The sequence below is a fragment of the Dyella japonica genome, assembly GCF_040545895.1.
In the GTDB taxonomy this organism is placed as follows: Bacteria; Pseudomonadota; Gammaproteobacteria; order Xanthomonadales; family Rhodanobacteraceae; genus Dyella; species Dyella japonica_D.
In genome coordinates this window covers 942,853-967,909 of sequence record NZ_JBEPMU010000001.1, presented here as the reverse complement: position 1 = coordinate 967,909, position 25,057 = coordinate 942,853, and the positions used below count along the sequence as shown (strand labels likewise).

Below are 25,057 nucleotides of genomic sequence, written 5' to 3'. Positions count from 1 at the left end.
ATGAGCGCGATCAACACTCTCGACGAAAGCACTGCATTGCCGGTCGACCAACTGGGCCGGCCATTGCATGACCTGCGCATCTCGGTCATGGATCGCTGCAATTTCCGTTGCCCGTACTGCATGCCCGAGTCGACCTATGGCGAGCACTTCACCTTCCTGCGCAATGACGAGCGCCTGAGCTTCGACGAGATCGAGCGCCTGTGCCGGCTGGCCGCGACGCTGGGCGTGAGCAAGCTGCGCCTCACGGGTGGTGAACCCCTGTTGCGTCCGCACCTGGCCGAGCTCGTTGCGCGCCTGCGTCGACTCGATGGCATTACCGATCTGGCACTGACCACCAACGGCGTGCTGCTGGCACGACACGCCAGCGAGCTGCGCGATGCCGGGCTCGATCGCGTCACCGTCAGCCTCGATACGCTCGATCCCGCGCTGTTCCATCGCATGAGCGGCGGCCGCGGCGCGCTGGACGATGTGCTGGCCGGCATCGACGCCGCGCAGGCCGCAGGCTTTCCGCATGGCGTGAAACTCAATACGGTCGTGCAGCGCGGCGTAAACGAGCATACGGTGATCGATCTGGTCGACCGCTACCGCGACAGCGGCATCGTGGTGCGCTTCATTGAATACATGGACGTGGGCAACCGCAACGACTGGCGCCCGGGTGCGGTGGTGCCGTCTGCGGAACTCGTTCAGCGCATACACGCGCAATGGCCGTTGCGGGCGGTGCCGCCGAAATATGCCGGCGAAGTGGCGACGCGTTATCGCTTCGAGGACGGCCGCGGGGAAATCGGCATGATCTCCTCCATCAGCCAGCCGTTCTGCGGCGGTTGCTCGCGGGCGCGGCTTTCCTCCGAAGGCATGTTGTACACCTGCCTGTTCGCCACGCAGGGCACCGATCTGCGCCAGCCGCTGCGCGATGGCGCCAGCGACCAGGCATTGACCGACCTGCTGCGCGATGTTTGGTTGCGCCGCATCGACCGCTACAGCGAAGAGCGGGCGGAGCACCATGGCAAGGCGCCGCGCAAGATCGAAATGCATTACATCGGGGGATGAGGTGCTGCAGGCCATGCAACGAACCTCTTCCTGCCCGTCATTCCGGCCTGCGCCGGAATGACGATGAGGAATATCCGACCTGCGCCGCAAAAGGCCCGCGCCAACACAATTTCTTCATCCTTGCCGTCGCCGCCGGACCGATAATCAGGCCATGCCCCCGGAGTTTGCCGTGACCGCGATATCCACCCAGCTTTCCCACGTCGGCGACGACCAGCAACCGCGCATGGTCGACGTCGGCGCCAAGGCGATCACCCGCCGCACCGCAAAGGCGCGTGCAACCGTCACGTTTCCCGCGGACGTTGCGCAGCGCCTGCACGACGCAGGCTACGTGACACCCAAGGGGGCGGTGCTCACCGTGGCGCAGATCGCCGGAGTGATGGGCGCCAAGGCCACGCCGCAACTCATTCCGCTGTGCCACCCGCTGAGCATCGACAAGTGCGACATCGCCATCCGCATGGAAGGCGTGGATGCGCTGATCGACTGCACGGTGTCGTGCAGCGGCCGCACCGGCGTGGAAATGGAAGCGCTCACCGGCGCCACCGTGGCCGCGTTGACCATCTACGACATGTGCAAGGCGATGTCGCACGACATGGTGATCGGCGACGTGCGCCTGGTCTCCAAGACCGGCGGCAAGCACGACGTCGGCAACACGGAGACGGTATGAGCAACTCACTGGCTCCGCTTTATGGCTTGTTGTTGAGCGGCGGCGCGAGCCAGCGCATGCGCCAGGACAAGGCCGCGCTCGCCTACCGTGGCGAACCGCAGTTGCTGCGCGCTTGGCGCCTGCTGGAAGCCGTGACCGAGCGCGCCTTTCTGTCGGTGCGCGACAGCCAGCGCGAGGATGCCTTGCGCGCAGGCCTGCCGCAGATCGTCGACACTTACGATGCCATCGGGCCCGCGGCCGGCATCCTGTCCGCACAGGATCGCCATCCGGATGCCGCCTGGCTGGTGCTGGCCTGCGACCTGCCGTTGCTGGATCACGACACGCTGCGTCACTTGATCGATGCGCGCGATGCGCAGGCCGACGCCACCGTGTTCGCCAGCAGCCACGACGGCCTGCCCGAGCCGCTGTGCGCCATCTGGGAACCGGGCAGCCACGCGCTGCTCCGGCAACGCTACGAGGACGGCAGCTATTGCCCGCGCAAGGCCCTGATGCAATCGAAGATTGCCCTGTTGCCGGCGCCGGGAGACGCGCTGGACAACGTCAACACACCCGAGGAACGGGCAGCCATGCAACAGCGTCTGGAGTCTTTGGCATGACGGTGGTGAACCTCCAGTATTACGCGCAATTGCGCGAACAGGCCGGCACCAGTGGCGAGCAGGTCACCACCACGGCAACCTCATTGCGCGATCTTTATGAGGAACTGCGCACGGCGCGGGGCTTCTCTCTGGCCGCGGACGCGCTCAAGGTGGCGGTGAACGCCCAGTTCAGCGCGTGGGATCGCCCGCTGCGCGATGGCGACACCATTGTTTTCATTCCACCGGTGGCGGGCGGATGAGTCGTTTCGAACTTTCCAATGCAGTCGTTGATACCGAAGGTCAGCGTGATCGGCTTCGCCATCCGCAGAGCGGCGGCTATTGCGCGTTCGAAGGCTGGGTGCGCAACAGCAACGAAGGGCGCGAGGTCGACGGGTTGTCGTACGAGGCCTATGCGGAACTCGCCATCGCGGAAGGCGAGCGCATCGTCGCCGAAGCCATCGAGCGCTACAGCGTCACCGATGCGCGCTGCGTGCATCGCACCGGCGATTTGAAGATCGGCGACATGGCGGTATGGGTCGGCGCGTCGTCGCCGCATCGCGACGAGGCATTCCGCGCATGCCGCTACATCATCGACGAGATCAAGCACAGGCTGCCGATCTGGAAGAAGGAACACTACGTCACCGGCGAATCGGACTGGGTGGCGTGCACGCATGTGTATCGCGAGCACGAGCACGAAGATCACCATGGCCATCACCACCACGCGCATGCTGCGCCGTTCGTTCCCGACTACTCTCGCCAGACGCGCCTGCGCGAGGTGGGCGAGGCGGGGCAGGCGAAGCTGGCGGCCGCGCGCGTGCTCGTGATCGGCGCAGGCGGACTCGGTTGCCCGGTGATCAGTTATCTCGCCGGCGCCGGCATCGGCACGCTCGGCATCGTCGATGGCGACCGCCTGGACGCCAGCAACCTTCATCGCCAGACGATTTACGACGCGCGCGATGTCGGCGAGTACAAGGCCGAGTTGGCCGCGCGTCGCGTGGCTGCGCTCAACCCCACGGTGAAGGTGCAGGCCTGGAAGGAACCGCTGACCGCGGCCAACGTGGTCGATGTGTTCAATCAGTTCGACCTGGTGGTGGAATGCACGGACGACATGCGCAGCCGCTATCTCAGCAGCGACGCCGCCGTCGTCACGGGCACGCCGTTGATCCTCGCCAGCATCTATCAGTACGAAGGCCAGCTGCAAATCGTCTCCGGCCAGCCAGGCACGCCATGCCTGCGCTGCCTGTGGCCACACGAGCCGGCACCGGAATCGGTAGGCAGTTGCGTGCTCTCGGGCGTGCTCGGCCCCGTGCCCGGCGTGCTGGGCGCCATGCAGGCCACCGAGGCGTTGAAGTATCTGCTTGGCCTGCCGCAACCGAACGCAGGTGTGTTGTCGCTGGTGAACCTGATCGATCTCAGCATCCAGCACCTGCCCATCGACGCGGCCAGCGGTTGCGCCATGCATGGCGGGTGCATCGAGGTGGCGCGTCGTGCGCTCGCCCGTTCGATAGATGAGGAAGACGTCGACCTGGCGTTCGATCGACTGGACGATGCCATCGCTGCCGGCTTCCGGCTGGTGGATGTGCGCGAGGCCGACGAGTGGATCAGCGATCCGATGCCGGTCGTTGCCGCGCTGCAGGTACCTTCCGCGCAGGTGGGCGAGCGGGCAGGCGAGTTCGTCGATGGTCGTTATCTGCTCGTGTGCGCCAGCGGCCGGCGCAGCGGTCATGCGGCGCGCCTGCTCCGCGGCGAAGGCGTGCAGAACGTGTATTCGCTGGCGGGAGGACTGCACGCGCTGCGCGTTGCGGGCTGAATGCGCGCGGCGCGAAAGCGTGAACACCGAAAACGAAAAAGCCCGCATCGCTGCGGGCTTCGTCTACAATTGGTGCCCAGGAGAGGACTCGAACCTCCACGGTTTTACCCGCTAGTACCTGAAACTAGTGCGTCTACCAATTCCGCCACCTGGGCAGGTGTCACGCGTGCTTTGTCAGCTGCGTGAGCCGCGTAGATTAGGCATGTGTCGGTGGGTTGTCAACTATCCTTTCACGGATTTTTTTTCGGACCGCGTCTCCTCCGGTCCGCAAGCCCCTTAAAACAACTAAAAAGGCATAGGAAGTGACCAGAAAAAAAGAACCGCGCGACAGCAAGCAGGAAGCCAAGCGGGGCCCCAAGGCACCGAAGAGCGGCAGCGGCAGCGGCCGCGTACGTCGTTCGGCCGTCGACCCAACTAGGCCGCGCGAAGGCGTGGTGGGCGACCCGCATGCCGAACGCGAAGCGCAGCGCTATGAGCGCCCCATCCCTAGCCGCGAGGCGATCCTCGCGCTGCTCGAAGAACGCGGCGAACTGCTGACCGAGGCGCGCATCGCCGAGGCGCTGTCGCTGTCCGACGAATACGAACTCAATGCGCTGCGCAAACGCCTGGGTGCCATGGTGCGCGACGGCCAACTGTTGCTGGGGCGTCGTGGTGGCTATGCACCGGCCAACAAGCTGGACCTGATCCAGGGCGTGGTGCTCGCCAACGCGGAAGGCTATGGCTTCCTGCGTCCCGATGGCGGCGGAGACGATCTCTATCTGTCGCCCCAGCAGATGCGCACGGTGCTGCATGGCGACCGTGTGTTGGCCAGCGTGGTTGGCATCGACCGTCGCGGTCGCAAGCAGGGCGCCATCGTCGAGGTGTTGCAGCGCCGTTCGCCGCGACTTGTCGGTCGCGTGGTGATCGAGAACGGCGTCACCCTGGTGGCGCCGGATGATCGCCGCGTACACCAGGACGTGATGATCGTGCCCGGGCAGGACATGGGCGCGCGTTCCGGCCAGATCGTGGTGGCCGAGATCACCGATCCGCCGACGCCGCATCGCGGCCCGCTGGGCGCCATCCGCGCCGTGCTGGGCGAACGCCTGCAGCCGTCGCTGCTGGTGGAGATGGCCATCGCCAGCCACGACCTGCCGCACGACTGGCCCGACGCGGTGATACGCGATGCGGCGCAGGTGGAACCGCAGGTGACCGCCGCCGAGCGCGAAGGCCGCGTGGATCTGCGCTCGCTGCCGCTGGTGACGATTGATGGCGCCGACGCACGCGACTTCGACGATGCGGTGTTTGCCGAGCCCAGGCGTGGCGGCGGTTATCGCCTGGTGGTTGCCATCGCCGACGTGTCGCACTACGTGAAGGTGGGTTCGGCGCTCGACAAGGAAGCCTACGAGCGCAGCACCTCCACCTATTTCCCCGGCTTCGTGGTGCCGATGCTGCCGGAGACGCTGTCCAACGGCATCTGTTCGTTGAATCCCAAGGTCGAACGCCTGTGCATGGTGTGCGACATGCTGGTCAACGAAGAAGGCGAGGTGGTCCGCTCGAAGTTCTACAACGCGGTGATGCGATCGCACGCACGCCTCACCTACGACCGTGTTTGGCAGGCCATCGGCCTCAATGATGCCGATGCGCGGCACGAACTTGCCGACGTGCTGCCGCAGGTCGAACACCTGCACGGCCTCTACAAATTGATGGCGGCGCAGCGCAAACGCCGTGGCGCGATCGACTTCGAAACGCCCGAGGTGAAATTCCGCCTCGACCAGCGTGGCGAAGTGGAGTCCATGGGCGCCACCGAGCGCAACGATGCGCACAAGCTGATCGAGGAATGCATGATCGCCGCCAACGTGCAGGCGGCGCTGTTCCTCGAAAAGAAGAAGATTCCCGCGCTGTTCCGCGCACACGAGCCGCCGCCGGCCGAGAAGTACGAAGACCTGCAGCAGTTCCTGCGCGAGTTCAAGCTGCGCATGCCGCCGGTGGAGGACGTGACGCCGGGCGACTTCGCCGACGTGCTGCGCCTCGTGCATGACCGACCGGAGCGTGAGCTGATCCAGTCCGTGCTGCTGCGCTCGCAGAGCATGGCGGCGTACCAGCCCGACAATCGCGGTCACTTCGGCCTCGCATTGGAGGCGTATGCGCATTTCACCTCGCCGATCCGTCGCTATCCGGATCTGCTGGTGCACCGCGCGATCCGCTATGCCATCGCCGGCGGCAAGCCTTCCGCCTACTACTACAGCCCGAGCGAAATGGCCGCGATGGCCGTGCATTGCTCGCAACGCGAGCGCCGTGCGGAAGAAGCCGAGCGCGACGTGGACGAGCGCTTCAAGTGCGCCTGGATGTCCAAGCACGTGGGCAGCGAGTTCGATGGCACCGTCACCGGCGTTACGTCGTTCGGCCTGTTCGTGGAGCTGGACGAGTCGAAGGTATCGGGCCTGGTGCACATCAGCCAGCTTTCCAACGACTACTACCACTTCGATCCCGTGCGCCACTTGCTGAAGGGCGAGCGCAGCGGCGCGCAGTTCCGCCTGGGCGATCACGTGCGCGTGCAGGTGCTGCGGGCCAGCCTGGAAGACCGCAAGATCGACTTCCGCCTGGTCACGCCGCGCAAGGAAGGCTTCGTGCCGCCCAGCAGCGAGCGCCGCTACAACTACGCCGCGGCAGGCGTGCGTTATTCGCTGCCCAAGGGCGGCAAGGGGACATCGCGCCCGGCCACGCGCGATAATGACGCTCCCCCGGCATCGCGCCCGTCGGCTCGCGCCGACGCGCCCGCGGCCGGGAAGAAACCGGATGGCGGCAAGAGCATGCTGGCCAAGGCCAAATCGGCCGCCAAGGGCAAGTTCAATGCGGCCAAGGCTGCCGCGTCCAAGGCAGTCACCAAGGCCCGCGGGGCCGGCAAGAACAAAGGCAAAAAATGAGTGATAGCTGGATCGTCGGGATCAACCCGGTCGAAGGTGCCCTGAGCAACGACGCCTCGCGCGTGCGCGAAGTGTTGGTGGAGCAGGGCCAGCGCAATGCGCGCGTGCAGGAACTGGCGGCGCGCGCCAAGACGTTGAACATTCCCGTGCACCATCGTTCGCGCGAGGAGCTTGATCGCGTGTCGGGTGAGGCACGCCATCAGGGTGTGGTGGCGCGTTACGAAGCGCCGCCGATGGGTTCGGAGAACGACATTGAACGCCTGCTCGCCGAAGCAGGCCAGGGCGCGCTGGTGCTGGTGCTCGATGGCGTCACCGATCCACACAACCTGGGCGCGTGCCTGCGCAGCGCGGCGGCTGCTGGCGCAACCATGGTGATCGTGCCGAAAGATCGCGCCGTGGGTCTCACGCCCGTGGTGCGGCGTGCGTCGGCCGGTGGTGCCGATCGCGTGCCGCTGATCGCCGCGACCAATCTTGCCCGCGCGCTGCGCACGCTCAAGGATGCCGGCGTGTGGATCACTGGCCTGGCCGGCGATACGGACACCTCGGTCTATAGCATCGACATGCGTGGCCCGGTGGCGCTGGTGCTGGGCAGCGAAGGCGAGGGCATGCGTCGCCTCACGCGCGAAACCTGCGATTTCGTGGCACAGATTCCGATGCCCGGCGTGATGGAAAGCCTGAATGTGTCCGTGGCAACGGGCATCGTGTTGTTCGAGGCATTGCGACAAAGGAGTGAAAAGCGATGACGTTCTTCTGGTATGACTGGGCCGGCTATATCGGCGTGGTACTGGTGCTGTCGTCCTTCCTGTTGCTGCAGGCACGCAAGCTGCACGGCACGGGCCTGGTCTATCAGCTCATGAACGTGTTTGGCGCGCTGGGCGTGGTGCTGTCGCTGGTGTTCGGCGTGGCGATCAACTGGCCTGCGCTGCTGATGGAGCTGGCCTGGATCATCATCGGCGTGTACGGCATCATGCATTCGGCGCGCGTGCGACGCGAAGCCCGCGAGCTGGGCAGCAAGTTCACGTCCTGACGCGGGTTCAGGCGTCGCCGGTAAAATGCGTGGACCGGTTCCGCAAGGGAACCGGTCTGCGGGGACGGCCCCGCACGCAAGTGTTTTCGGCAGGGACGGCCCTGCTCTCATCCAGAGGAGCGCTTCATGCCCTGGATCTATCTCGCGTTCGCCGGCCTGCTCGAAGTGGTGTGGGCGGTAGGACTCAAATACACCGAAGGCTTCACACGACTTTGGCCCAGCGTGATCACGGGTTCGGCGATGGTCGCCAGCATCGTGTTGCTGGCCATGGCGGTGAAGACCTTGCCCATCGGCACGGCCTACGCCATCTGGACCGGTATCGGTGCCGTGGGCGCCGTGATTCTCGGCATCGTGTTGTTTGGCGATTCGGCCTCGCCGCTGCGGCTGGCCTGCGTGGCGCTGGTGGTGCTTGGCATGGTGGGCCTGAAGCTCACCGGCAACGCGCACTGAGCGTGCGTCACCGAGGGTTCAACTCCCTCACTGTCATTCCCGCGAAAGCGGGAATCCAGCGCCATTCTGCCGTCTAAAGGAACGACACTGGATTCCCGCTTTCGCGGGAATGACGATGAGGGAAAGTGATGTGATTGCGCCCGGGACAACGCGGTTAGCGGTTACTCGGGCTTGTTGCCCAGTTTCGTCAACTCGGGGTTCGACGTGAAGTCGCGCTTGGCACGCTGTGCCGTGAGCGGTTCGCCGTTCACCTGGTACCAGATGCTTTCGGCGATGTTGGTGGCGTGGTCGCCGATGCGCTCGATGTTCTTGGCCATGAACAGCAGGTGCGTGCACGGCGTGATGTTGCGCGGGTCTTCCATCATGTAGGTGAGCAACTGGCGGAAGTAGCCGGTATAGGCTTCGTCCAGCTCCGCATCGTCCTTCCACACCTGATAGGCGCGCTCGGCATCGCGGTCGCGGTAGGCGATCAGCACGTCGCGCACTTCCTGCGCGGCCAGTTCGGCGAGGTAGCCCAGGCCGCTGGTCGGCGCGATCGGCGCCACCATCGAAAGCGGAATGGAACGCTTGGCCACGTTGGCGGCGTAATCACCGATGCGCTCGATGTCGGCGGCGATGCGCAGCGCGGCGAACACGTTGCGCAGGTCGCCGGCGATGGGCGCGCGCAACGCGAGCAGGCGCACCACGTCGTGGCTGATTTCCTGTTCGAGCAGGTCGATGGCGTCGTCGTTGTTGACCACGTGCTGGGCGGCGCGCTCGTCACGGCGGTCGATCACGTCGATGGCTGCTTCCAGCTGGCTCACCGCAAGCTCGCCCATGCGCACGATCTCGCCGGTGAGGCGCGTCAGCTCGTCGTCGTAGCTCTTGATGATGTGTTCTTTGCTGCTGCCGCTCATGGGAGATTCCCTATCAGTAAACGGTGAGGCGGCGTGGCCCCTCACCCCGCCCTCTCCTCGAAGGGGAGAGGGAGTGGCGTATCGTTTTAGCCGAAGCGACCGGTGATGTAATCCTCGGTCTGCTTCTTGCCCGGCTTGGTGAAGATCTGTTCGGTGCGGTCGAATTCGATCAGCTCGCCCAGGTACATGAACGCGGTGAGGTCCGAGCAACGGGCCGCCTGCTGCATGTTGTGGGTGACGATGACGATGGTGTACTCGCTCTTGAGTTCTTCCACCAGCTGCTCGATGCGGCCGGTGGCGATCGGGTCGAGCGCCGAGGTGGGTTCGTCGAGCAACAGCACTTCGGGCTTCAGCGCGATGCCACGCGCAATGCACAGGCGCTGCTGCTGGCCGCCGGAGAGGCCGAGCGCGCTCTGCTTGAGCTTGTCCTTCACCTCGTCCCACAGCGCGGCGCTGCGCAGCGCCTGTTCCACGCGGATGTCCATGTCGGCGCGCGACAGCTTCTCGTGATGGCGGATGCCGTAGGCCACGTTCTCGAAGATGGTCATCGGGAACGGCACCGGCTTCTGGAACACCATGCCGACCTTGCTGCGCAGGCGGTTCATGGAATAGCGCGAATCGAGGATGTTCTCGTCGTCCAGCACGATCTCGCCCTTTGCCTCGAGCTTGGGGTAGATCGCATAGATGCGGTTGAAGATGCGCAGCAGCGTGGACTTGCCGCAACCGGACGGACCGATGATGGCCGTGACCTTCTTCTCCGGAATGTCCATGTTGATGCCTTTCAGCGCATGGAACCCGTTGTAGTAGAAGTGCAGGTCGCGCACCTTCAACTTGGTGGGCGCGATGGGGGCAGGCGTTGCCGCGGACTGCGGGTGGATGCCGGCGGCGGCGGACTCAGTCATGGGACACCTTGGAGCGTGAAAGGACCAGACGGGAAGCGAGGCTCAGCAACAGCACGAACATGGTCAGCACAAAGGCACCGGCCCACGCGATGGCGTGCAGGCCTTCGCCCGGATCGTTGGCGTACTGGTAGATCATCTGCGGCAGGCTGGACATCTTGTCCGCCGGATTGAACGTCATGTAGTTGTTGCCGAATGCGGTGAACAGCAGCGGTGCGGTTTCGCCACTGATGCGCGCCAGCGCCAGCAGCACGCCGGTGATGATGCCCGAGCGCGCGGCTCGGATCAGGATCTGCGTGGTCAGCTTCCACTGCGGAATGCCCAGCGACAGCGATGCTTCGCGCAGCGTGGAAGGCACCAGGCGCAGCATTTCGTCGGAGGTGCGCACGATGACGGGCAGGGCGATCAGCGCCAGCGCCACGCCGCCGGCCCAGCCGGAGAACGTGGTGTTGCCGTTGGTCAGCGAGGTGCTCGGCAACACGATGATGGTGTAGACGAACAGGCCCAGCACGATCGACGGCGCCGACAGCAGGATGTCGTTGAGGAAGCGGATCGACTCGCCCAGCTTGGTGCCGTTGGCGTATTCGGCCAGCCACGTACCGGCGAGGACGCCAATGGGCGTGGCGATCAGGATGCCGATGAGGTTGACGATGAAGCTGCCGACCATGGCGTTGGCCAGGCCGCCGTCTTCGCCGTACGCGGTGATCTTGGTAAACAGCTGCGGCTTGAGCGCAGCGATGCCCTGCTGCAGCGTCTCCCACAGGATCCAGGCGAGAAAGAGCAGGCCGATCAGCGTTGCCACCACGCTCAAGCTGAGCGCGATGATGTTCTTGATGCGACGCGTGGAATACAGCATCGAGTTGCCGGCCATCAGCGACCCTCCTTGTGGGCAAGCTGGCGCAGCATCCAGCGCGCGATCAGCAGCACGATGAAGGTCACCACGAACAGCAGGAAGGCCAGCGCCATCAGCGTGGACTTCTGCAGGCCGGCGGCCTCGGAGAACTGGTTGGCGATGGTGGAGGCGATGGAGGCGCCCGGATCGAGGATCGACGCCGACAGCGTCATCGCATTGCCGAGCACGAAGGTCACGGCCATCGTTTCGCCGAGTGCGCGGCCCAGGCCCAGGAAGATGCCGCCGATCACCGCCGAACGCGTGTAGGGCAGCACGATGTCCCAGGACACTTCCCAGGTGCTCGAACCCAGCGCATATGCCGATTCCTTCAGGCGCGAGGGCACCGTCTGGAACACTTCGCGCATCACCGAGGAGATGAAGGGGATGATCATCACCGCCAGCACGATGCCGGCGGTGAGGATGCTGGCGCCGAACGGATAGTCGCTGCCGAACAGCTTGCCGACGAAGGGCACGTGCTGCGCCACCCACGACAGCTTGCCATCGTCGGGCTTGTTGCCGAGGTAGTTGGTCATCCACGGCTTGATGTGATCAGCGAAAAAGGGCGCGAAGATGAAAAGGCCCCACATGCCGTAGATGATCGAAGGGATGCCGGCCAACAGTTCGATGGCCGAGGCCACCGGCGTGCGCAGCCACGGCGGCGCCACTTCGGAAAGATAGAGCGCAATGCCGAAACTCACTGGCACCGCAATGACGAGCGCAATCAGCGAGGTGGCGATGGTGCCGTACACCGGCACGAGCGCGCCGTAGGTGTCCGAGCCCGGATCCCATGCGTCGCTGACGAGGAAGTGCCAGCCGAACGTGCCGAACGCGTGGCGGCCACCCCACAGCGTGGCACCGGCGGCGCCGAGCAGGCAGGCCAGCACCAGCAGGGCGCAGCCCTTGAGCAGCCAACTGAACAGGCGGTCGTGCCGGGCGTCGCGACGAGCGCGCTCTTCCTGGGGCACGGAGGAGGCGATGGCGCCTACGTTCGCTTGCATGTGCGGAGGATTCCTCGGCATTCAGGCCAAAAACCGGTGGGTGCCGGCTGGTCGATGGATGGCGCTTCCGGGCGCCTTTCAGCAACAGGCCGCCCGAGGTTAGTCGGGCGGCCGTTGTCGTGCAGTCAAGCCATCAGGATAAGCGTTGCCGGTTGCCGTAGCGTGACCGGCGAGACGCCGATCTTAGTGCTTGTATTCCGAAGCCCAGTAGGCCTCGATCTTCTTGACCAGGGTGTCCGGCAGCGCGACGTAGTCGAGCGAGGCGGCATCCTTCTGGCCGTTCTCGAGCGCCCACTTGAAGAACTCGAAGGCCACCTTGGTGTGCTCGGCATTCTTCGGCTTCTTGTACATCACCACCCAGGTGGTCGCGGTGATCGGCCATGCCTGCGCACCGGAGGCGTTGGTCATGATCACGTTGAAGTCCTTGGCGCTGGCCCAGTCCGCGGTCGCGGCGGCAGCGGCGAAGGCATCGGCGCTCGGCGCTACGACCTGGCCGGCAGCGTTCTTCAGGTTCACCCAGCTGATCTTGTTCTTCACGGCATAGGCGTATTCGACGTAGCCGATCGAACCGGTGATCTGCTTCACGTACTGCGACACGCCTTCGTTGCCCTTGCCGCCCACGCCGGTCGGCCACTCGACGGCCGTGCCGAACTTGACCTTGGAAGCCCAATCCGGGCTGACCTTGGACAGGTAGTTGGTGAAGTTGAACGAGGTGCCCGAACCATCCGAGCGATGCACCACGGTGATCTTCTTGGACGGCAGGTTCACGCCGGCGTTCATCGCGGCGATGCGCGGGTCGTTCCACATGGTGATCTTGCCGAGGAAGATGTCGGCGAGGGTGGCGCCGTCCAGCTTGACCTGGCCGGCTTCGACACCCGGGATGTTCACCACCGGCACGATGCCGCCCACCACGACCGGGAACTGGCCCAGGCCGAACTGTGCGAGGTCTTCAGCCTTCACCGGTGCATCGGTGGCGCCGAAGTCGATGGTGCCTTCCTTGATCTGCGCCACGCCGGCGCCCGAGCCGACGGACTGATAGTTGAGCTTGTTGCCGGTCTTTTCGGCGTAGCCCGCGGACCACTTCGACAGCACCGGGTAGACGAAGCTCGAGCCTGCGCCGGTGATATCGGTCGCCTGCGCGCCCATGGCAAACAGCGACGCCGCGGCGAACACAGCGGTCGTGCCGATGCGAGACAGAGATTTGGTTGAGATCAACACGGTTGCTCCAGTAAGGGTCACGGGGGATTCCGCCCGCCGTTATTTCATGCGCGCCGTGTTGCAATGAAATGAGTTCAATGTTTCAGCGATATGACAGTCCGTCACGAACTGTCATATGGCACTGATAAAGAAGGGATTAAATCGATCGGCCAAGATGGGCGGGAAGCTGCCCCCGGCCGTTACAGCGATTCGATGCCGATCTGGTCGCGCTCGAATTCTTCCAGCCGGCGCCAGCGGTTGATGATGGTGCAGAACAGCTCGGCCGTGCGCTCGGCGTCATAGATGGCCGAATGCGCCTCGCGCGTATCGAACGGAATGCCGGCGGCCTGCACGGCCTTGCTCAGCACGGTCTGTCCATAGGCCAAGCCGCTCAGCGTGGCTGTGTCAAAGCAACTGAAAGGGTGGAACGGGTTGCGCTTGTGGCCCACGCGGCGCACGGCGGCATTGAGAAAACCCAGGTCGAACGCGGCGTTGTGGCCCACCAGCACCGCACGCTGGCAATCCATGTCGCGCATGGCATCGCGGATGGGCTTGAACACATGGTCCAGCGCCACGCGCTCATCCAGCGCGCCGCGCAGCGGGTTGTCCGGGTCGATGCCGGTGATCTCCAGCGCACGCGGGTCGATATTGGCGCCGGGGAAAGGGTGCACGTGGGCAGACACGGCCGGCATCGGCTGCAGATAGCCTTCGGGCGTCATCCGCAATATGACAGCGGCGATCTCCAGCAGCGCATCGCGCTCGGCATCGAAACCGCCGGTTTCCACGTCCACGATGACCGGCAGAAAGCCTCGGAATCGCTCGGCCATGCGGCCGGCCATGCTGTTGTTGAGGTTGTCCATTCGCAAATCATATCAGCCGGGGCCGCTGGCCCGGTTTGGGCATGTGCCGGGAGGCGAGTTGTCCGTACGTGCGCGAACGCGTGTCTCCGTTCTGTCACATAACGTCCATGTAACGGTAAACCCCGAAGCCCATCCTGCGCTCCGAACCTGCTTGGACGGCCGGAGAGAGAAGGGGGCGGTCCAGGTGATTCTTACCTACATGCGGAGATATTCCATGCGTTCCAAGTTGCTCGCGGTGGCGATTGCTGCCGGTTTGGGCGTTACCAGCTTCCACGTCATGGCCGACCCGGCCCAGGCGAAGTCGACCTCGAAGACCACCACGCAGTCTTCGCAGTCTGCTGAAATCGAAGCGCTGAAGGCCCAGTTGCAGGCCCTGCAGGCGAAGGTCGTCGAGCTCGAGCAGCGCACCGATGCGCAGTCCGATATCAACGTGTCCACCGGCCAGGCCGTGGAGCAGGTGCAGAAGCAGGTCGCCACCACCGACGCGACGGTCAAGAAGTCGCAGGACAAGATTGCCTACAAGGGCGTGAACATCACGCTCGGCGGCTTCCTCGCTGCCGAATCGATCTACCGTTCGGCCCAGGAAGGCGCGGACATCGCCTCGAACTACAGCGCGATTCCGTACAAGAACGTGCAGACCGCGCACATGAACGAGTTCCGCATGACCGCCCGCCAGAGCCGCATCTCGGCCCTGGCCCAGGGTGACGTGGATCCGACCACGCATCTGTCCGGCTACATCGAACTGGACTTCCTGGGCGGCGCCCAGACCGCGAACTCGAACGAGTCGAACTCGTTCAACCCGCGCATCCGCAACGTGTACCTGGCCTCCGATTGGGATACCTCCGGCCTGCACCTGCTGGCCGGCCAGAACTGGTCGCTGCTGACGCTCAACAGCAAGGGCATCATGCCGCGTGGCGAGCAGATGCCGCCGCAGATCGACGCGCAGTACATCCCGGGCTTCACCTGGGCGCGTCAGGCGCAGATCCGCCTGGTCAAGGATTGGGACAAGAAGTACTGGCTGGGCATCTCGCTCGAGAATCCGCAGACCACGTTCTACTCCAGCCCGAACCAGGCCAAGGCGCCGGTGCAGCAGACGGCTTACAACATGACCGCGGGTTCGGGTTTCGACTCGGCCAACACGCTGTCGCTCAACCACATCCCGGACGTGATCGTGAAGTTCGCTGCTGACCCGGGCTACGGTCACTACGAACTGTTCGGCCTCGGCCGCGCCTTCTACAACCGCTATGCGGTGAACGGCAGCTACCAGAACCACAACACCTACGGCGGTGGCTGGGGTCTGGGCGTGATCCTGCCGCTGATCGACAAGACCCTCGACTGGCAGTTCTCCGGCATGTCGGGCAAGGGCATTGGCCGTTACGGCAGCGCCCAGCTCTCCGACGTGACCTTTAGCCCGAACGGCAACCTGGCTCCGATCAAGGAGAACATGATGCTGACCGGCCTGACCTGGCACACCAACCCCGATCTGGACATCTATCTGTTCGGCGGTCGCGAAGCTGCCAGCAAGAAGGACTTCACTGCTTACAACGGCGGCAACGTGGCCCTCGGTTACGGCAACCCGGCTTACAACAACAGCGGTTGCGACATTGCCGGCAACAGCAACTGCGTGGGCAACGCTCGCGAGATCTGGCAGGGCACGGCCGGCTTCTGGTGGAAGTTCTACCAGGGCAAGTTCGGCAAGATGCAGTTCGGTGCACAGTACTCGTACACCCAGAAGGAAGCGTTCCCGGGCCAGGGCTTCATCAATGGCGTGAGCGGTCCGGTTGCCAACGGTCTTGCTTCGCCGAAGGCCACCGAGAACATGTTCTTCACCTCCTTCCGCTACTACCCGTTCTAATCGGATCGGCGGTACGGCTATCGCAACGGAGTTCCACCCAAGGACGGATAAAACGGCGAGCCCCTGGCTCGCCGTTTTCTTTTTCGCGTTGCGTGTTTGTTCGCGATGACACCTCATCGCCAACATGAATGTCTGCTGGCGTGTTTCAGAAAATGCGACATCGATGTGACGCAAAGTCTTGCGATCGTCGTGCGCTTTCCGATAACGTCAGCGGTATGGCTTCGCGTCTCCACCGCTCTCGTTTCGCCGCGTTTCTGGCGTGTTTGTTCGGCCTGCTTCTGCTGGTCGGCACGCCGGTACGCCCGGTGCAACTGTCTTCCGCTTCGTTGGGCGACAAGGCCGTGGCCACGCAGGTCATGGCCGACGATGTCGCCGACATCGCCGCCGACGACGGCGAGCGCGGCGAACTGGAAGACACCTCCACGAGCGGCGGCATGGACGACATTCTCCATCCGTTCGACGTGGCCTGCCTGTGGGCGCCGATGCCCCACCACGCGCCGCGGTCGCTGCATGACGACCCGAGCCCGCACGACCCCGCACGCCTGCTGCGTCCACCCGAAGTCGCCTGATGCGCGGCCGCTGAAGCGGCACGCGTTCCCTATGCGTGCACGCCTTCGGGCCTGCCGCCTCCGATGGTCTTGTCAGTGAGCTGATCCGCCTCCGCGGTGCGCTTCGCGTGCCTGCGCGCGGCGCTGGCCATCCGTTCCTCTTTCCGATGACGCCTCTTGTCTGGCGCGCGTTGCGCCGTGGGCGTCGTACCCGAATCTTGTCTGGAGTATTCGCATGAAGCGTTTGATCGAAGGTTTCGAACAGTTCCGCAATGAGGTTTTTCCCGCGCAGCGCGACGTGTTCCGCAAGCTGGCGGCGGGGCAGAGCCCCAGTACGATGTTCATCACCTGCGCCGACTCGCGCGTGATGCCGGAACTGATGTTCTCGGCACAGCCGGGCGAGCTGTTCGTGTATCGCAACATCGGCAACATCGTGCCGCCGTATGCGCAGCACGTGAGTGGCGTGGTCGCCGCCATCGAGTACGCGGTGAAGGTGCTCAAGGTCAGCCACATCGTCATCTGCGGCCATTCCGACTGCGGTGCGATGAAGGCGCTGCAACATCCCGAACGGGTGCATGACATGCCGTCCGTGGCGGCGTGGATGAAGCACGCGGATGTCGCGCGCTACGTGGTCGATCAAAACGGACCCGGTCTGCAAGGTACCGAGGGCCTGCGTCGACTCACCGAAGAAAACGTGGTGGGCCAGCTCGAGCACCTGCGCACGCTGCCCACCGTGGCTGCCGCGCTGGCCAGCGGCCAGTTGCGCATCCATGGCTGGGTCTATGACATCGAGCATGCCGGACTGAAAGCCTTCGACGCGCAGCACGGCCGTTTCGTGCCGGTCGAACCCGGCAACGGCGACTTGCCGGAAGCCACGCCACACGCGCGTTTCTCCGTGCCAGCTGCGTCCGCGGCGTGAGGGGCGGTGTCGTGATCAGCAACTACTTCAAACAAGGATTGTTCGGCCGCGACCTGCTCGGCTCGATCGTGGTGTTCCTGGTGGCGCTGCCTTTGTGCATGGGCATCGCCATCGCCTCGGGCATGCCGCCGGCAGCGGGACTCATCACCGGCATCGTCGGCGGCATCATCGTCGGTGCCGTGGCCGGTTCGCCGTTGCAGGTGAGTGGTCCGGCAGCGGGCTTGGCCGTGCTCGTGTTCGAGCTGGTGCGCGAGCATGGCGTGGTCGCGCTGGGTCCGGTGGTGTTGCTTGCCGGCTTGATCCAGATCGCGGCGGGCCTGTGTCGCGTCGGCGTGTGGTTCCGCATGTGTTCGCCGGCCGTGGTGGCAGGCATGTTGTCCGGCATCGGCGTGTTGATCGTGGCCTCGCAGCTGCACGTGCTGATGGACGCCTTGCCCAAGGCGCGCGGCCTGGAGAACTTCGCTGCGTTGCCCGGCGCGGTGATCGATGCGGTGCAGGGCGAGGCAGGTAGTCTCTCGGCGCTGGGTGTTGGCGTGGTGACCATCGCCATCATGCTGGGTTGGGAAAAATTGCGCCCGGCGACACTGCGCTTCGTGCCCGGTGCATTGCTGGCCGTGGTTGCGTTGACGGCGACGGTGCAGTTCGCCGGTCTTGGCGTGAAAACGGTGGACGTGCCATCGAACCTGATGGCCGCCGTGTCGATGCCGACGGTGGGCAGTCTTTCCAGCCTGCTGGAACCTTCGTTGCTGATTGCTGCACTCACGTTCGCTTTCATTGCGAGCGCCGAGACGTTGCTGTCGGCGGCGGCGGTCGACCGCATGCATGACGGCGTGCGTACCCGGTACGACCGCGAGCTCACCGCGCAAGGCATCGGCAACACCATTTGCGGTCTGTTCGGCGCGCTGCCGATGACGGGCGTGATCGTGCGCAGTGCGGCGAATGTGCAAGCCGGTTCGGCCACGCGCATGGCCACCATCATGCACGGTAGCTGGCTTCTCGTCTTTGCCATGCTGCTGCCATGGTTGATGCGCATGACGCCGGTAGCCTGCCTGGCCGGCATCCTGGTCTATACCGGCATCAAGATGGTGAACTTCAAGCAGGTGAAAGCGCTGGCGCAGTACGGCAAGGGCACCGCATGGATTTACGTCGCAACTACCGTGGCCATCGTTGCAACGGATCTGCTGGCCGGCGTGCTGATCGGTTTCGCCTTGTCGCTGTTCCGCCTGGCCTTGCATTCGTCGCGATTGAAGGTGGGTCTGCATCATCACGACGAACCGGGCACGGCATCGCTGCGCCTGGAAGGTTCAGCCACGTTCCTGCGCGTGCCTTCGGTGGCGCGTACCTTGGAAAGCGTGCCGCCAAACACGCGCCTGCAACTTCAGGTGGATCGCCTGCATCACGTCGACCAGGCCTGCCTTGAGTTGCTGCGCGAATGGAGCAGGAATGCCTCTGCGCGCGGTTGCGAGCTGATTGTGGACTGGCAGCAGCTCGACTTGCGTGTCGAAGGTGTACGACGGGCGGCATAGGCTCGCTCGTCATCATAGGAGTCCTCTTGCCTCCCCTCTCTCTCCGTGGGAGGACTCCTTGGGTCCCCGGGCGGTCGCAGCGGAGTAGGTACCGTTGCGTCAGTGGGCCTGGGTCATGCTGTCGGCCACCGCGTTGGCGGTGGTCGACAGCCGGGCGGAATCCCAGCCGCCGCCGAGTGCGCGGATCAGGTTCACGCTCGCCTGCAAACGTCGCGTGCGCACTTCTTCAGCGCTTCGTTCGGCCTGCAGTTCGGCCGTTTGCGCGCTCACCACGTCGAGATAGTTCACGGCACCTTCGCGATAGCGATTGGTGGCGATAGTCTGCGAATCGCGCGCGGCGCTCGCCGCATCGTCCTGCTGATGTGCTTCCTTGCCGAGTTGCTGCAGCAGCGTGAGGTTGTCTTCCACCTGCTGGAAGGCATCGAGCACCACGCCGCGATAGAGCCCTGCGGACGCATCCAGGTTGGCCTGCGCCTCCTGCACCTTCGAACGTCGCAGGCCACCATCGAACAGCGTCATCGCCAGCTCCGGCCCCAGCGCCCAATAGCGGTTGCTGGCGCTCAGCAGATTGCCCATGCCGGTGTCCTGCCAACCCAGCGCGGCGAAAAGACTCAGCCGCGGGAAGAACGCCGCGCGCGCCACGCCGATCTCGGCGTTGGCGGCGAACACGCGGCGCTCGGCGGCGGCAATGTCCGGGCGACGTTCCAGCAATTGCGATGGCACGCCGAGCGGAATGGCGGGCACGTTCATCGGTGCGTTGTCCACCGGCAAAGCGAAGCGCGACGCCGATTCGCCCACCAGCGTGGCGATGGCGTGTTCGGTCAACGCACGCTGCGCTTCCACTTCGGACACCTGTGCCTGCGCATCGGACAGCTGCGTCTTCGCACGACTCACGTCGAGACCAGATGCCACGCCGCCCTGGAAGCGACGCTGCGTGAGGTCCAGCCCTTGCTGGTATGCATCCAGCGTGTCCTTGAGGATGCGCTCCTGCACGTCGTAGCCGCGCAGGGTGACGTAGAGATCGGCAAGCTGCGCCTCCAGGCTCAGCTTCACCGAGGCGAGATCGGCTTGCGCGGCATTGGCATTCGCCTTGCCGGCGGCGACCTCATTGCGCACGCGGCCCCACAGATCCAGCTCATAACCCAGGCCAACACCGAGGGTTTCCGCGCTGTACTCGTTGGGCTGGCCGCTGCCGCGAAGGGGCCGGTTGTTCGACTGGCGATTGCGGGAGTCGCTCGCACCTACGCCCAGCGTGGGATAGAGATCGGAGCGTGCTTCGCCCAGCAAGGCACGTGCGGCGTCGTAGCGCGCCAGCGCCACGGCGAGGCTGGGATTGGAAACGTCGAGCTGTTTCTCCAAACGGTCGAGCGTGGGGTTGGCATACACCGACCACCACTGGCCGCGCATGGCCATGTCCGCCGGATGCGCGGGTGACCACAGCCCATTGGCCGTCTGCCCGGCGTAATTGTCCGGCAGCGGGCCAACATCCGGCGTCTTGTACGCGGGCGCAAGCGAGCATGCCGGCAACACCGCCACGCATGCCAATGGCAGCAGCCGACGCAGGAAGGTGAGCTTGCGTGTCATGGCGTCACTCCGCCTTGCCGGCGTCATCGTCTGCGAGCGCGATCTGCACCGCGTCACCCTGGGCCAGCGAATCGGACGGATGGTTGATCACGCGGTCGCCCGCCTGCAGGCCCTTGTCGATGCGCAGGCGATCGCCGAGATCCATTGCGATGTGCACGTTGCGCAGCACGACCTTGTTGTGTGCGTCCACCACGGCCACCTGGGGACCTTGCGCGCGGAAGATCAGCGTGGTGGCGGGCACCGTCAGCGTGTGATTGTTGGCTGCCATCGGCAGATGCACTTCGGCATACGCGCCCGGAAGCAGTTCGCCGCGGGGATTGTCCACTTCGAACTGCGCCAGCAGCGAACCGGACGCCTGGTTCACCGCACCCGAATTGCCGATGAGATGCCCGGTGAACTGCTCGCCCGGATGATCGGGCACGTCCAACTGCACGCTCATGTCGGGGCGGATCGCGTCGGCATAACCCTGCGGCACTTCCACGTACAGGCGCATGCGCGTGGTGTCGGACACGGTGAAGAGCGCGGGCGAACTTTCGTTGTTGGCGCTGATGAGATCGCCGATATCGGTGCTGCGCGCCGTCACGGTGCCGGCGAAGGGCGCCGTGATGTGCTTGAACGCTTCCAGGGCGGCGATGCGGTCCACGTCCGCCTGTGCACCCAGCACGTTGGCTTGCGCGGCTTCCGCTTCGCCTGCTTTTTCATCGGCCTCCTGCTTGGACACCGAATTGGAGGCGAGCAGGTTCTTCCAGCGCTTGTCGGTGAGCACGGCCAGTCGCGCATTCGCCTGCGCGCGCACCAGGCTGGCCTTGGCCTGCTCGAATTGCTGGTCGAGCTCGGGCGTGTCGATTTCCGCGAGCGATTGACCCGCAGCGACCTGGCTGCCGATATCGCGACTCCAGCTCTTGAGGTAGCCGCTGACGCGCGCATGGATGGGTGCGCTGATCCACGCATCCAGGTGGCCGGGCAGCGTCATGGCCTGCAGGCCGTGGCCACTTTCGGGCGTCACCAGTTGCACGCTGGGCGTCACCTGCGCATGGGTCCAGGCGACCACGTGGTGATAGTCATAGGCGCGCACGGAAACGCCGGCGATGGTGGCGATCACGGCCAAGGCGAGGCCGATGCGCACGGCGCGGCCGAGCTTCGGCGTTCGCGTGATGATGCTGGCGTCATGCGACATGGACAGGTTCTCCGGAAGCGGAATCGGATACGGGCTGCGTCTGCTCGCGGCCATGCACGATGCTGAAGATCACCGGCACGAAGAGCAGGGTGGCAAAAGTGGCGAACAGCAGGCCGCCGATCACGGCGCGGCCCAGCGGCGAGTTCTGTTCGTGCGTCAGCGCCATCGGCAGCATGCCGATGATCATCGCCAGCGCGGTCATGCATACCGGGCGGAAGCGTGTGAAGCCCGCTTCGAGCGCGGCCTTCATCGCGTCGCCATGTTCGGCAAGACGCTCGCGGCAGAAGCTCACCACCAGGATGGAGTTCGCCGTGGCCACGCCCATGCACATGATGGCGCCGGTCAAGGCGGGCACGGACAGCGTGGTGTGCGAGAGGAACAGCATCCACACGATGCCGGCCAGCGCGGCGGGCAGGGCGGTGATGATCACGAACGGATCGAGCCAGGACTGGAAGTTCACCACGATCAACAGATAGATCAGCACGATGGCGCCGACCAGGCCGAAGATCAGGCCGCCGAAGGCTTCGTTCATCGTGCCCACCTGGCCATGCAGGCTCACCAGCGTGCCCCGGGGGCGCGACGCGGCGAACTGGTCCAGCACCTTCTGCACGTCGCTCGATACGGCGCCGAGATCGCGATCCTGCACGGCGGCGTAGATGTCGAACGACGGCAGGATGTTGTAGTGCGACACCACGGCAGGACTGGGCACGCGCGTGAAGGTGGCAATGCCGCCAAGCACCTGGCTGGCGCCCTTGGTGGCGGGCGTCACCGGCAGGCTCGCGATATCGGCCATGCTGTCCATCTTGTATTGCGGCGTGGCCGCGACAATGGGATAGGACACGCCATTCCTCGGATTGAGCCAGAACGTGGGCGCCACCTGCGAGCTGCCGGCCAGCGACGCCACCATGCTGTTGGTGACGTCGCGTTCGGTCACGCCCAGGAGGTCGGCGCGCGTGCGGTTCACCGTCACGTTGAGCTGGGGATAGCTGTTGCTCTGCTGCAGGCGAACGTCCGCGATGCCAGGCACTTCGCGCAGGCGCTTCATGATTTCGGTGGCATAAGCTTCGTTGGCCTTCAGGTCGCGACCGGCGATGGAAACGTCCAGCGGCGCTGGCGCACCAAAATTGAGGATCTGCGAACTCATGTCCGCCGGCAGGAAAGCGAATTGCGTACCGGGAAACTCGCGCGGCAGGCGCGCACGCAGTTCGCGCACGAAATCGGCCGTGGGCGCGTGGTCCTCTTTCAGCACGACCTGGATGTCGCCATCCTGCGGGCCGATGGTGCCGCTGGAGTTGTAGACCATGTTCACGCCGGACAGCGGCAAGCCGATGTTGTCGATCACCGTATCGAGCTGGTTGGGCGGGATCACCTGGCGTATCGCGTTTTCGATGCGATCGAACTCGGCTGCGGTTTCCTCCACGCGGGTGCCCATCGGCGCACGCACGTGCAGGGCTATGGCGCCGGCGTCCACGTCGGGAAAGAAGTCGCGGCCGAGCAGCGGCACCAGCGCGAACGAAGCCAGCACGAAGCCAAGGAAGCCCACGATGAAACGGCGCCGATGAGTCAGCGCCACGGCGAGCGTCGCGTGATACACGTCGCGCACCTGCGCAAAGCGATGTTCGAAACGTTGCTGGAACGTCACCATCGCCACGAGGAAAACACTGCGCTTGCGCCGTGCCGGTTGATCGCCCTCGTGATGATTGAGGTAGGCGTCCTCCGGATGATCGCCCAAGCCCTTCTCAAGGTGGTGCGGCTTGAGCAGAAACATCGCCAGCGTCGGCACCAGCGTGCGTGACAGCAGGAACGACGAAGCCATCGCAAAGATCACCGCCAACGCCATCGGGCGGAACAGGAAGCCGGCGATGCCATCGAGCAGGAACATCGGCACGAATACGATGCAGATGCACAGCAGCGAGACGAAGGCCGGCGTCACGATCTGCTTGGCGCCATCCATGATCGCCGAATGCACATCCTTGCCCTGTTCGAGATGCCAGTTGATGTTCTCGATGGTCACCGTGGCATCGTCCACCAGGATGCCCACGGCCAGCGCCAGGCCGCCCAGCGTCATCACGTTGAGCGTCTGTCCCGTTGCCGCAAGCAATGCGATGGCCGAAAGAATGGCCAGCGGGATGGACACCGCGATGATCACCGTGGAACGCCAGCTGCCCAGGAAGATCAGGATCATCACCGAGGTGAGCAGGGCCGCGATGATGCCTTCGCGCGCCACCGAGGAAATCGCCGCCTTCACGAAGGTCGACTGGTCGCTCAGCAGCGACACCTTGAGGCTGGAAGGCAACGACTCCTTCACCAGCGGCATCAGCTGCTTGATGCCGGAGACCACCGCCAGCGTCGATGCGTCGCCCACCTTCAGTGCCGGCATCAGCACCGCGCGCTTGCCATCCACGCGCACCACGTTGGTTTGCGGCGCGGCGCCGTCGCGCACGTGCGCCACGTCGCCAATGGTGATGGTGGCGCCGCGCACGGTCTTCACCGGCAGCTGATTGAGTTCGTCGACGGCATCGGGGCTATTGTTGAGCTGCACGTGATATTCGTACGTGCCGATCTTTGCCGTGCCCACCGGAATGATCTGGTTCTGCGCTGCCAGCGCGTTGCTCACGTCCTGCGCGGAGAGACCATTCGCGGCGAGTGCGCGCGGGTCGAGATCCAGCGTCACTTGACGTGCCGCACCGCCGTACGGCGTGGGCACCGCCACGCCGGGCACGGAAGTGAGCATGGGGCGCATCACATTGAGGCCCTGGTCGAGGATCTTCGCCTCCGACATGCTCTTGCTCGACAGCGCCATCTGCAGGATCGGCACGGTCGAGGCGTTGTAGTTGAGGATCAGCGGCGGCGTGATGCCCGGCGGCATCTGCTTGAGCACGGTCTGCGAAATCGACGTGACCTGCGCCGTGGCCGTGCGGATATCCACGCCCGGCTGGAAGAAGATCTTGACGATGCCCATGCCGGGCAGCGACTGCGATTCGATGTGCTCGATGTTGTTGACCGAAGTGCTCAGCTGGCGCTCGTAGTAATACACCACGCGGCCGGACATCTGGTCGGGCGGCAGGCCGTTGTAGCTCCACACCACGCTGATCACCGGAATGCCGATGTTCGGGAAGATATCCGTGGGCGTGCGCAAGGCCGCCAACGGCCCGGCGATGAGGATGAGCACCGCCAGCACGATGAAGGTGAGCGGTCGCGACAGGGCGATTCGGACAAGACCAAGCATG

General features: G+C 64.7%; 22 protein-coding genes and 1 tRNA gene. 13 read left to right on the top strand and 10 right to left on the bottom strand.

Annotation, left to right across the window (positions count from 1 at the left end):
- The 5 genes from moaA (at window position 1) to ABIC75_RS04165 (ending at window position 4,096) form a co-directional block, all read left to right on the top strand.
- Window positions 1-1,047 (top strand): GTP 3',8-cyclase MoaA, encoded by a 1,047-nt coding sequence (gene moaA / locus ABIC75_RS04185; RefSeq protein ID WP_354012589.1) that lies wholly within the window; start codon window positions 1-3, stop codon window positions 1,045-1,047.
- Window positions 1,048-1,225: 178 nt separating this feature from the next.
- On the top strand, window positions 1,226-1,711 hold the full coding sequence (gene moaC / locus ABIC75_RS04180) for a cyclic pyranopterin monophosphate synthase MoaC (RefSeq protein ID WP_436407884.1): 486 nt from the start codon (window positions 1,226-1,228) through the stop codon (window positions 1,709-1,711).
- Window positions 1,708-2,307 carry an NTP transferase domain-containing protein gene (locus ABIC75_RS04175; RefSeq protein WP_354012587.1) on the top strand — a complete coding sequence of 200 codons (600 nt, stop codon included), beginning with the start codon at window positions 1,708-1,710 and terminating at the stop codon, window positions 2,305-2,307. Before moaC ends, ABIC75_RS04175 begins: the two co-directional genes overlap by 4 nt.
- Window positions 2,304-2,546, top strand: coding sequence for a MoaD/ThiS family protein (locus tag ABIC75_RS04170; RefSeq protein ID WP_354012586.1), 243 nt, complete (start codon window positions 2,304-2,306; stop codon window positions 2,544-2,546). Before ABIC75_RS04175 ends, ABIC75_RS04170 begins: the two co-directional genes overlap by 4 nt.
- On the top strand, window positions 2,543-4,096 hold the full coding sequence (locus ABIC75_RS04165) for a ThiF family adenylyltransferase (protein ID WP_354012585.1): 1,554 nt from the start codon (window positions 2,543-2,545) through the stop codon (window positions 4,094-4,096). Before ABIC75_RS04170 ends, ABIC75_RS04165 begins: the two co-directional genes overlap by 4 nt.
- A 70-nt stretch (window positions 4,097-4,166) precedes the next feature.
- Here the strand turns inward: ABIC75_RS04165 and ABIC75_RS04160 are convergent.
- Window positions 4,167-4,251, bottom strand: a tRNA-Leu gene (locus ABIC75_RS04160).
- 147 nt (window positions 4,252-4,398) lie between these two features.
- Here ABIC75_RS04160 and rnr point away from each other — a divergent pair.
- The 4 genes from rnr to sugE all read left to right on the top strand — a co-directional run bounded on the left by rnr (window position 4,399) and on the right by sugE (window position 8,476).
- Window positions 4,399-6,999: a ribonuclease R gene (rnr, locus tag ABIC75_RS04155; protein WP_436407868.1), complete on the top strand. Its 2,601-nt coding sequence runs from the start codon at window positions 4,399-4,401 to the stop codon at window positions 6,997-6,999.
- A complete protein-coding gene (gene rlmB / locus ABIC75_RS04150) occupies window positions 6,996-7,742 on the top strand; it encodes a 23S rRNA (guanosine(2251)-2'-O)-methyltransferase RlmB (protein WP_354012584.1) in 747 nt (248 codons plus the stop codon). The genes rnr and rlmB overlap by 4 nt, the downstream gene beginning before the upstream one ends.
- Entirely contained in the window at window positions 7,739-8,026 is a 288-nt protein-coding gene (locus ABIC75_RS04145) for a CBU_0592 family membrane protein (protein WP_354012583.1), read from the top strand. The genes rlmB and ABIC75_RS04145 overlap by 4 nt, the downstream gene beginning before the upstream one ends.
- 126 nt (window positions 8,027-8,152) lie before the next feature.
- Window positions 8,153-8,476, top strand: a complete 324-nt coding sequence (gene sugE / locus ABIC75_RS04140) for a quaternary ammonium compound efflux SMR transporter SugE (RefSeq protein ID WP_354012582.1) — start codon at window positions 8,153-8,155, stop codon at window positions 8,474-8,476.
- 161 nt (window positions 8,477-8,637) lie between these two features.
- Here the strand turns inward: sugE and phoU are convergent, their stop codons facing one another.
- From phoU to rnt, 6 genes are all read right to left on the bottom strand, one after another.
- Complete coding sequence (gene phoU / locus ABIC75_RS04135) at window positions 8,638-9,372, bottom strand: phosphate signaling complex protein PhoU (RefSeq protein ID WP_354012581.1); 735 nt, start codon at window positions 9,370-9,372, stop codon at window positions 8,638-8,640.
- Between the two features lie 86 nt (window positions 9,373-9,458).
- Entirely contained in the window at window positions 9,459-10,274 is an 816-nt protein-coding gene (gene pstB, locus ABIC75_RS04130) for a phosphate ABC transporter ATP-binding protein PstB (RefSeq protein WP_354012580.1), read from the bottom strand.
- Window positions 10,267-11,142: a phosphate ABC transporter permease PstA gene (gene pstA, locus ABIC75_RS04125; RefSeq protein ID WP_354012579.1), complete on the bottom strand. Its 876-nt coding sequence runs from the start codon at window positions 11,140-11,142 to the stop codon at window positions 10,267-10,269. The genes pstB and pstA overlap by 8 nt, the downstream gene beginning before the upstream one ends.
- Window positions 11,142-12,161, bottom strand: coding sequence for a phosphate ABC transporter permease subunit PstC (gene pstC, locus ABIC75_RS04120; RefSeq protein ID WP_354012578.1), 1,020 nt, complete (start codon window positions 12,159-12,161; stop codon window positions 11,142-11,144). The genes pstA and pstC overlap by 1 nt, the downstream gene beginning before the upstream one ends.
- Before the next feature lie 183 nt (window positions 12,162-12,344).
- Window positions 12,345-13,376, bottom strand: a complete 1,032-nt coding sequence (gene pstS, locus ABIC75_RS04115) for a phosphate ABC transporter substrate-binding protein PstS (RefSeq protein WP_436407883.1) — start codon at window positions 13,374-13,376, stop codon at window positions 12,345-12,347.
- A gap of 182 nt (window positions 13,377-13,558) precedes the next feature.
- Window positions 13,559-14,218, bottom strand: a complete 660-nt coding sequence (gene rnt, locus ABIC75_RS04110) for a ribonuclease T (RefSeq protein WP_354012576.1) — start codon at window positions 14,216-14,218, stop codon at window positions 13,559-13,561.
- A gap of 214 nt (window positions 14,219-14,432) precedes the next feature.
- Here rnt and ABIC75_RS04105 point away from each other — a divergent pair, with 214 nt between their 5' ends.
- From ABIC75_RS04105 to ABIC75_RS04090, 4 genes are all read left to right on the top strand, one after another.
- Window positions 14,433-16,073, top strand: a complete 1,641-nt coding sequence (locus ABIC75_RS04105) for a hypothetical protein (RefSeq protein ID WP_354012575.1) — start codon at window positions 14,433-14,435, stop codon at window positions 16,071-16,073.
- A gap of 215 nt (window positions 16,074-16,288) precedes the next feature.
- Window positions 16,289-16,642 (top strand): hypothetical protein, encoded by a 354-nt coding sequence (locus tag ABIC75_RS04100; protein WP_354012574.1) that lies wholly within the window; start codon window positions 16,289-16,291, stop codon window positions 16,640-16,642.
- Window positions 16,643-16,856: 214 nt separating this feature from the next.
- Window positions 16,857-17,540: a carbonic anhydrase gene (locus tag ABIC75_RS04095; protein ID WP_354012573.1), complete on the top strand. Its 684-nt coding sequence runs from the start codon at window positions 16,857-16,859 to the stop codon at window positions 17,538-17,540.
- Between the two features lie 14 nt (window positions 17,541-17,554).
- Entirely contained in the window at window positions 17,555-19,066 is a 1,512-nt protein-coding gene (locus ABIC75_RS04090) for a SulP family inorganic anion transporter (protein ID WP_354013063.1), read from the top strand.
- Between the two features lie 99 nt (window positions 19,067-19,165).
- On the opposite strand, the gene ABIC75_RS04085 is transcribed toward ABIC75_RS04090, so the two are convergent.
- Genes ABIC75_RS04085 through ABIC75_RS04075 form a run of 3 tightly spaced genes read right to left on the bottom strand, consistent with a single transcriptional unit; the run spans window position 19,166 to window position 25,056 of the window.
- Window positions 19,166-20,650, bottom strand: a complete 1,485-nt coding sequence (locus tag ABIC75_RS04085) for an efflux transporter outer membrane subunit (RefSeq protein ID WP_354012572.1) — start codon at window positions 20,648-20,650, stop codon at window positions 19,166-19,168.
- 4 nt (window positions 20,651-20,654) lie between these two features.
- A complete protein-coding gene (locus ABIC75_RS04080) occupies window positions 20,655-21,827 on the bottom strand; it encodes an efflux RND transporter periplasmic adaptor subunit (protein ID WP_354012571.1) in 1,173 nt (390 codons plus the stop codon).
- Window positions 21,817-25,056: an efflux RND transporter permease subunit gene (locus ABIC75_RS04075; protein WP_354012570.1), complete on the bottom strand. Its 3,240-nt coding sequence runs from the start codon at window positions 25,054-25,056 to the stop codon at window positions 21,817-21,819. Before ABIC75_RS04075 ends, ABIC75_RS04080 begins: the two co-directional genes overlap by 11 nt.
- Window position 25,057 lies beyond the last annotated feature (1 nt).

Excerpts from the sequence above, each read along its gene's own strand:
- moaA (WP_354012589.1), top strand. The coding sequence starts at position 1 with ATGAGCGCGATCAACACTCTCGACGAAAGCACTGCATTGCCGGTCGAC.
- ABIC75_RS04175 (WP_354012587.1), top strand. The coding sequence starts at position 1,708 with ATGAGCAACTCACTGGCTCCGCTTTATGGCTTGTTGTTGAGCGGCGGC.
- ABIC75_RS04170 (WP_354012586.1), top strand. The coding sequence starts at position 2,304 with ATGACGGTGGTGAACCTCCAGTATTACGCGCAATTGCGCGAACAGGCC.
- ABIC75_RS04165 (WP_354012585.1), top strand. The coding sequence starts at position 2,543 with ATGAGTCGTTTCGAACTTTCCAATGCAGTCGTTGATACCGAAGGTCAG.
- rlmB (WP_354012584.1), top strand. The coding sequence starts at position 6,996 with ATGAGTGATAGCTGGATCGTCGGGATCAACCCGGTCGAAGGTGCCCTG.
- ABIC75_RS04145 (WP_354012583.1), top strand. The coding sequence starts at position 7,739 with ATGACGTTCTTCTGGTATGACTGGGCCGGCTATATCGGCGTGGTACTG.
- sugE (WP_354012582.1), top strand. The coding sequence starts at position 8,153 with ATGCCCTGGATCTATCTCGCGTTCGCCGGCCTGCTCGAAGTGGTGTGG.
- phoU (WP_354012581.1), bottom strand. The coding sequence starts at position 9,372 with ATGAGCGGCAGCAGCAAAGAACACATCATCAAGAGCTACGACGACGAG.
- pstB (WP_354012580.1), bottom strand. The coding sequence starts at position 10,274 with ATGACTGAGTCCGCCGCCGCCGGCATCCACCCGCAGTCCGCGGCAACG.
- pstA (WP_354012579.1), bottom strand. The coding sequence starts at position 11,142 with ATGGCCGGCAACTCGATGCTGTATTCCACGCGTCGCATCAAGAACATC.
- pstC (WP_354012578.1), bottom strand. The coding sequence starts at position 12,161 with ATGCAAGCGAACGTAGGCGCCATCGCCTCCTCCGTGCCCCAGGAAGAG.
- rnt (WP_354012576.1), bottom strand. The coding sequence starts at position 14,218 with ATGGACAACCTCAACAACAGCATGGCCGGCCGCATGGCCGAGCGATTC.
- ABIC75_RS04105 (WP_354012575.1), top strand. The coding sequence starts at position 14,433 with ATGCGTTCCAAGTTGCTCGCGGTGGCGATTGCTGCCGGTTTGGGCGTT.
- ABIC75_RS04100 (WP_354012574.1), top strand. The coding sequence starts at position 16,289 with ATGGCTTCGCGTCTCCACCGCTCTCGTTTCGCCGCGTTTCTGGCGTGT.
- ABIC75_RS04095 (WP_354012573.1), top strand. The coding sequence starts at position 16,857 with ATGAAGCGTTTGATCGAAGGTTTCGAACAGTTCCGCAATGAGGTTTTT.
- ABIC75_RS04085 (WP_354012572.1), bottom strand. The coding sequence starts at position 20,650 with ATGACACGCAAGCTCACCTTCCTGCGTCGGCTGCTGCCATTGGCATGC.
- ABIC75_RS04080 (WP_354012571.1), bottom strand. The coding sequence starts at position 21,827 with ATGTCGCATGACGCCAGCATCATCACGCGAACGCCGAAGCTCGGCCGC.
- ABIC75_RS04075 (WP_354012570.1), bottom strand. The coding sequence starts at position 25,056 with ATGCTTGGTCTTGTCCGAATCGCCCTGTCGCGACCGCTCACCTTCATC.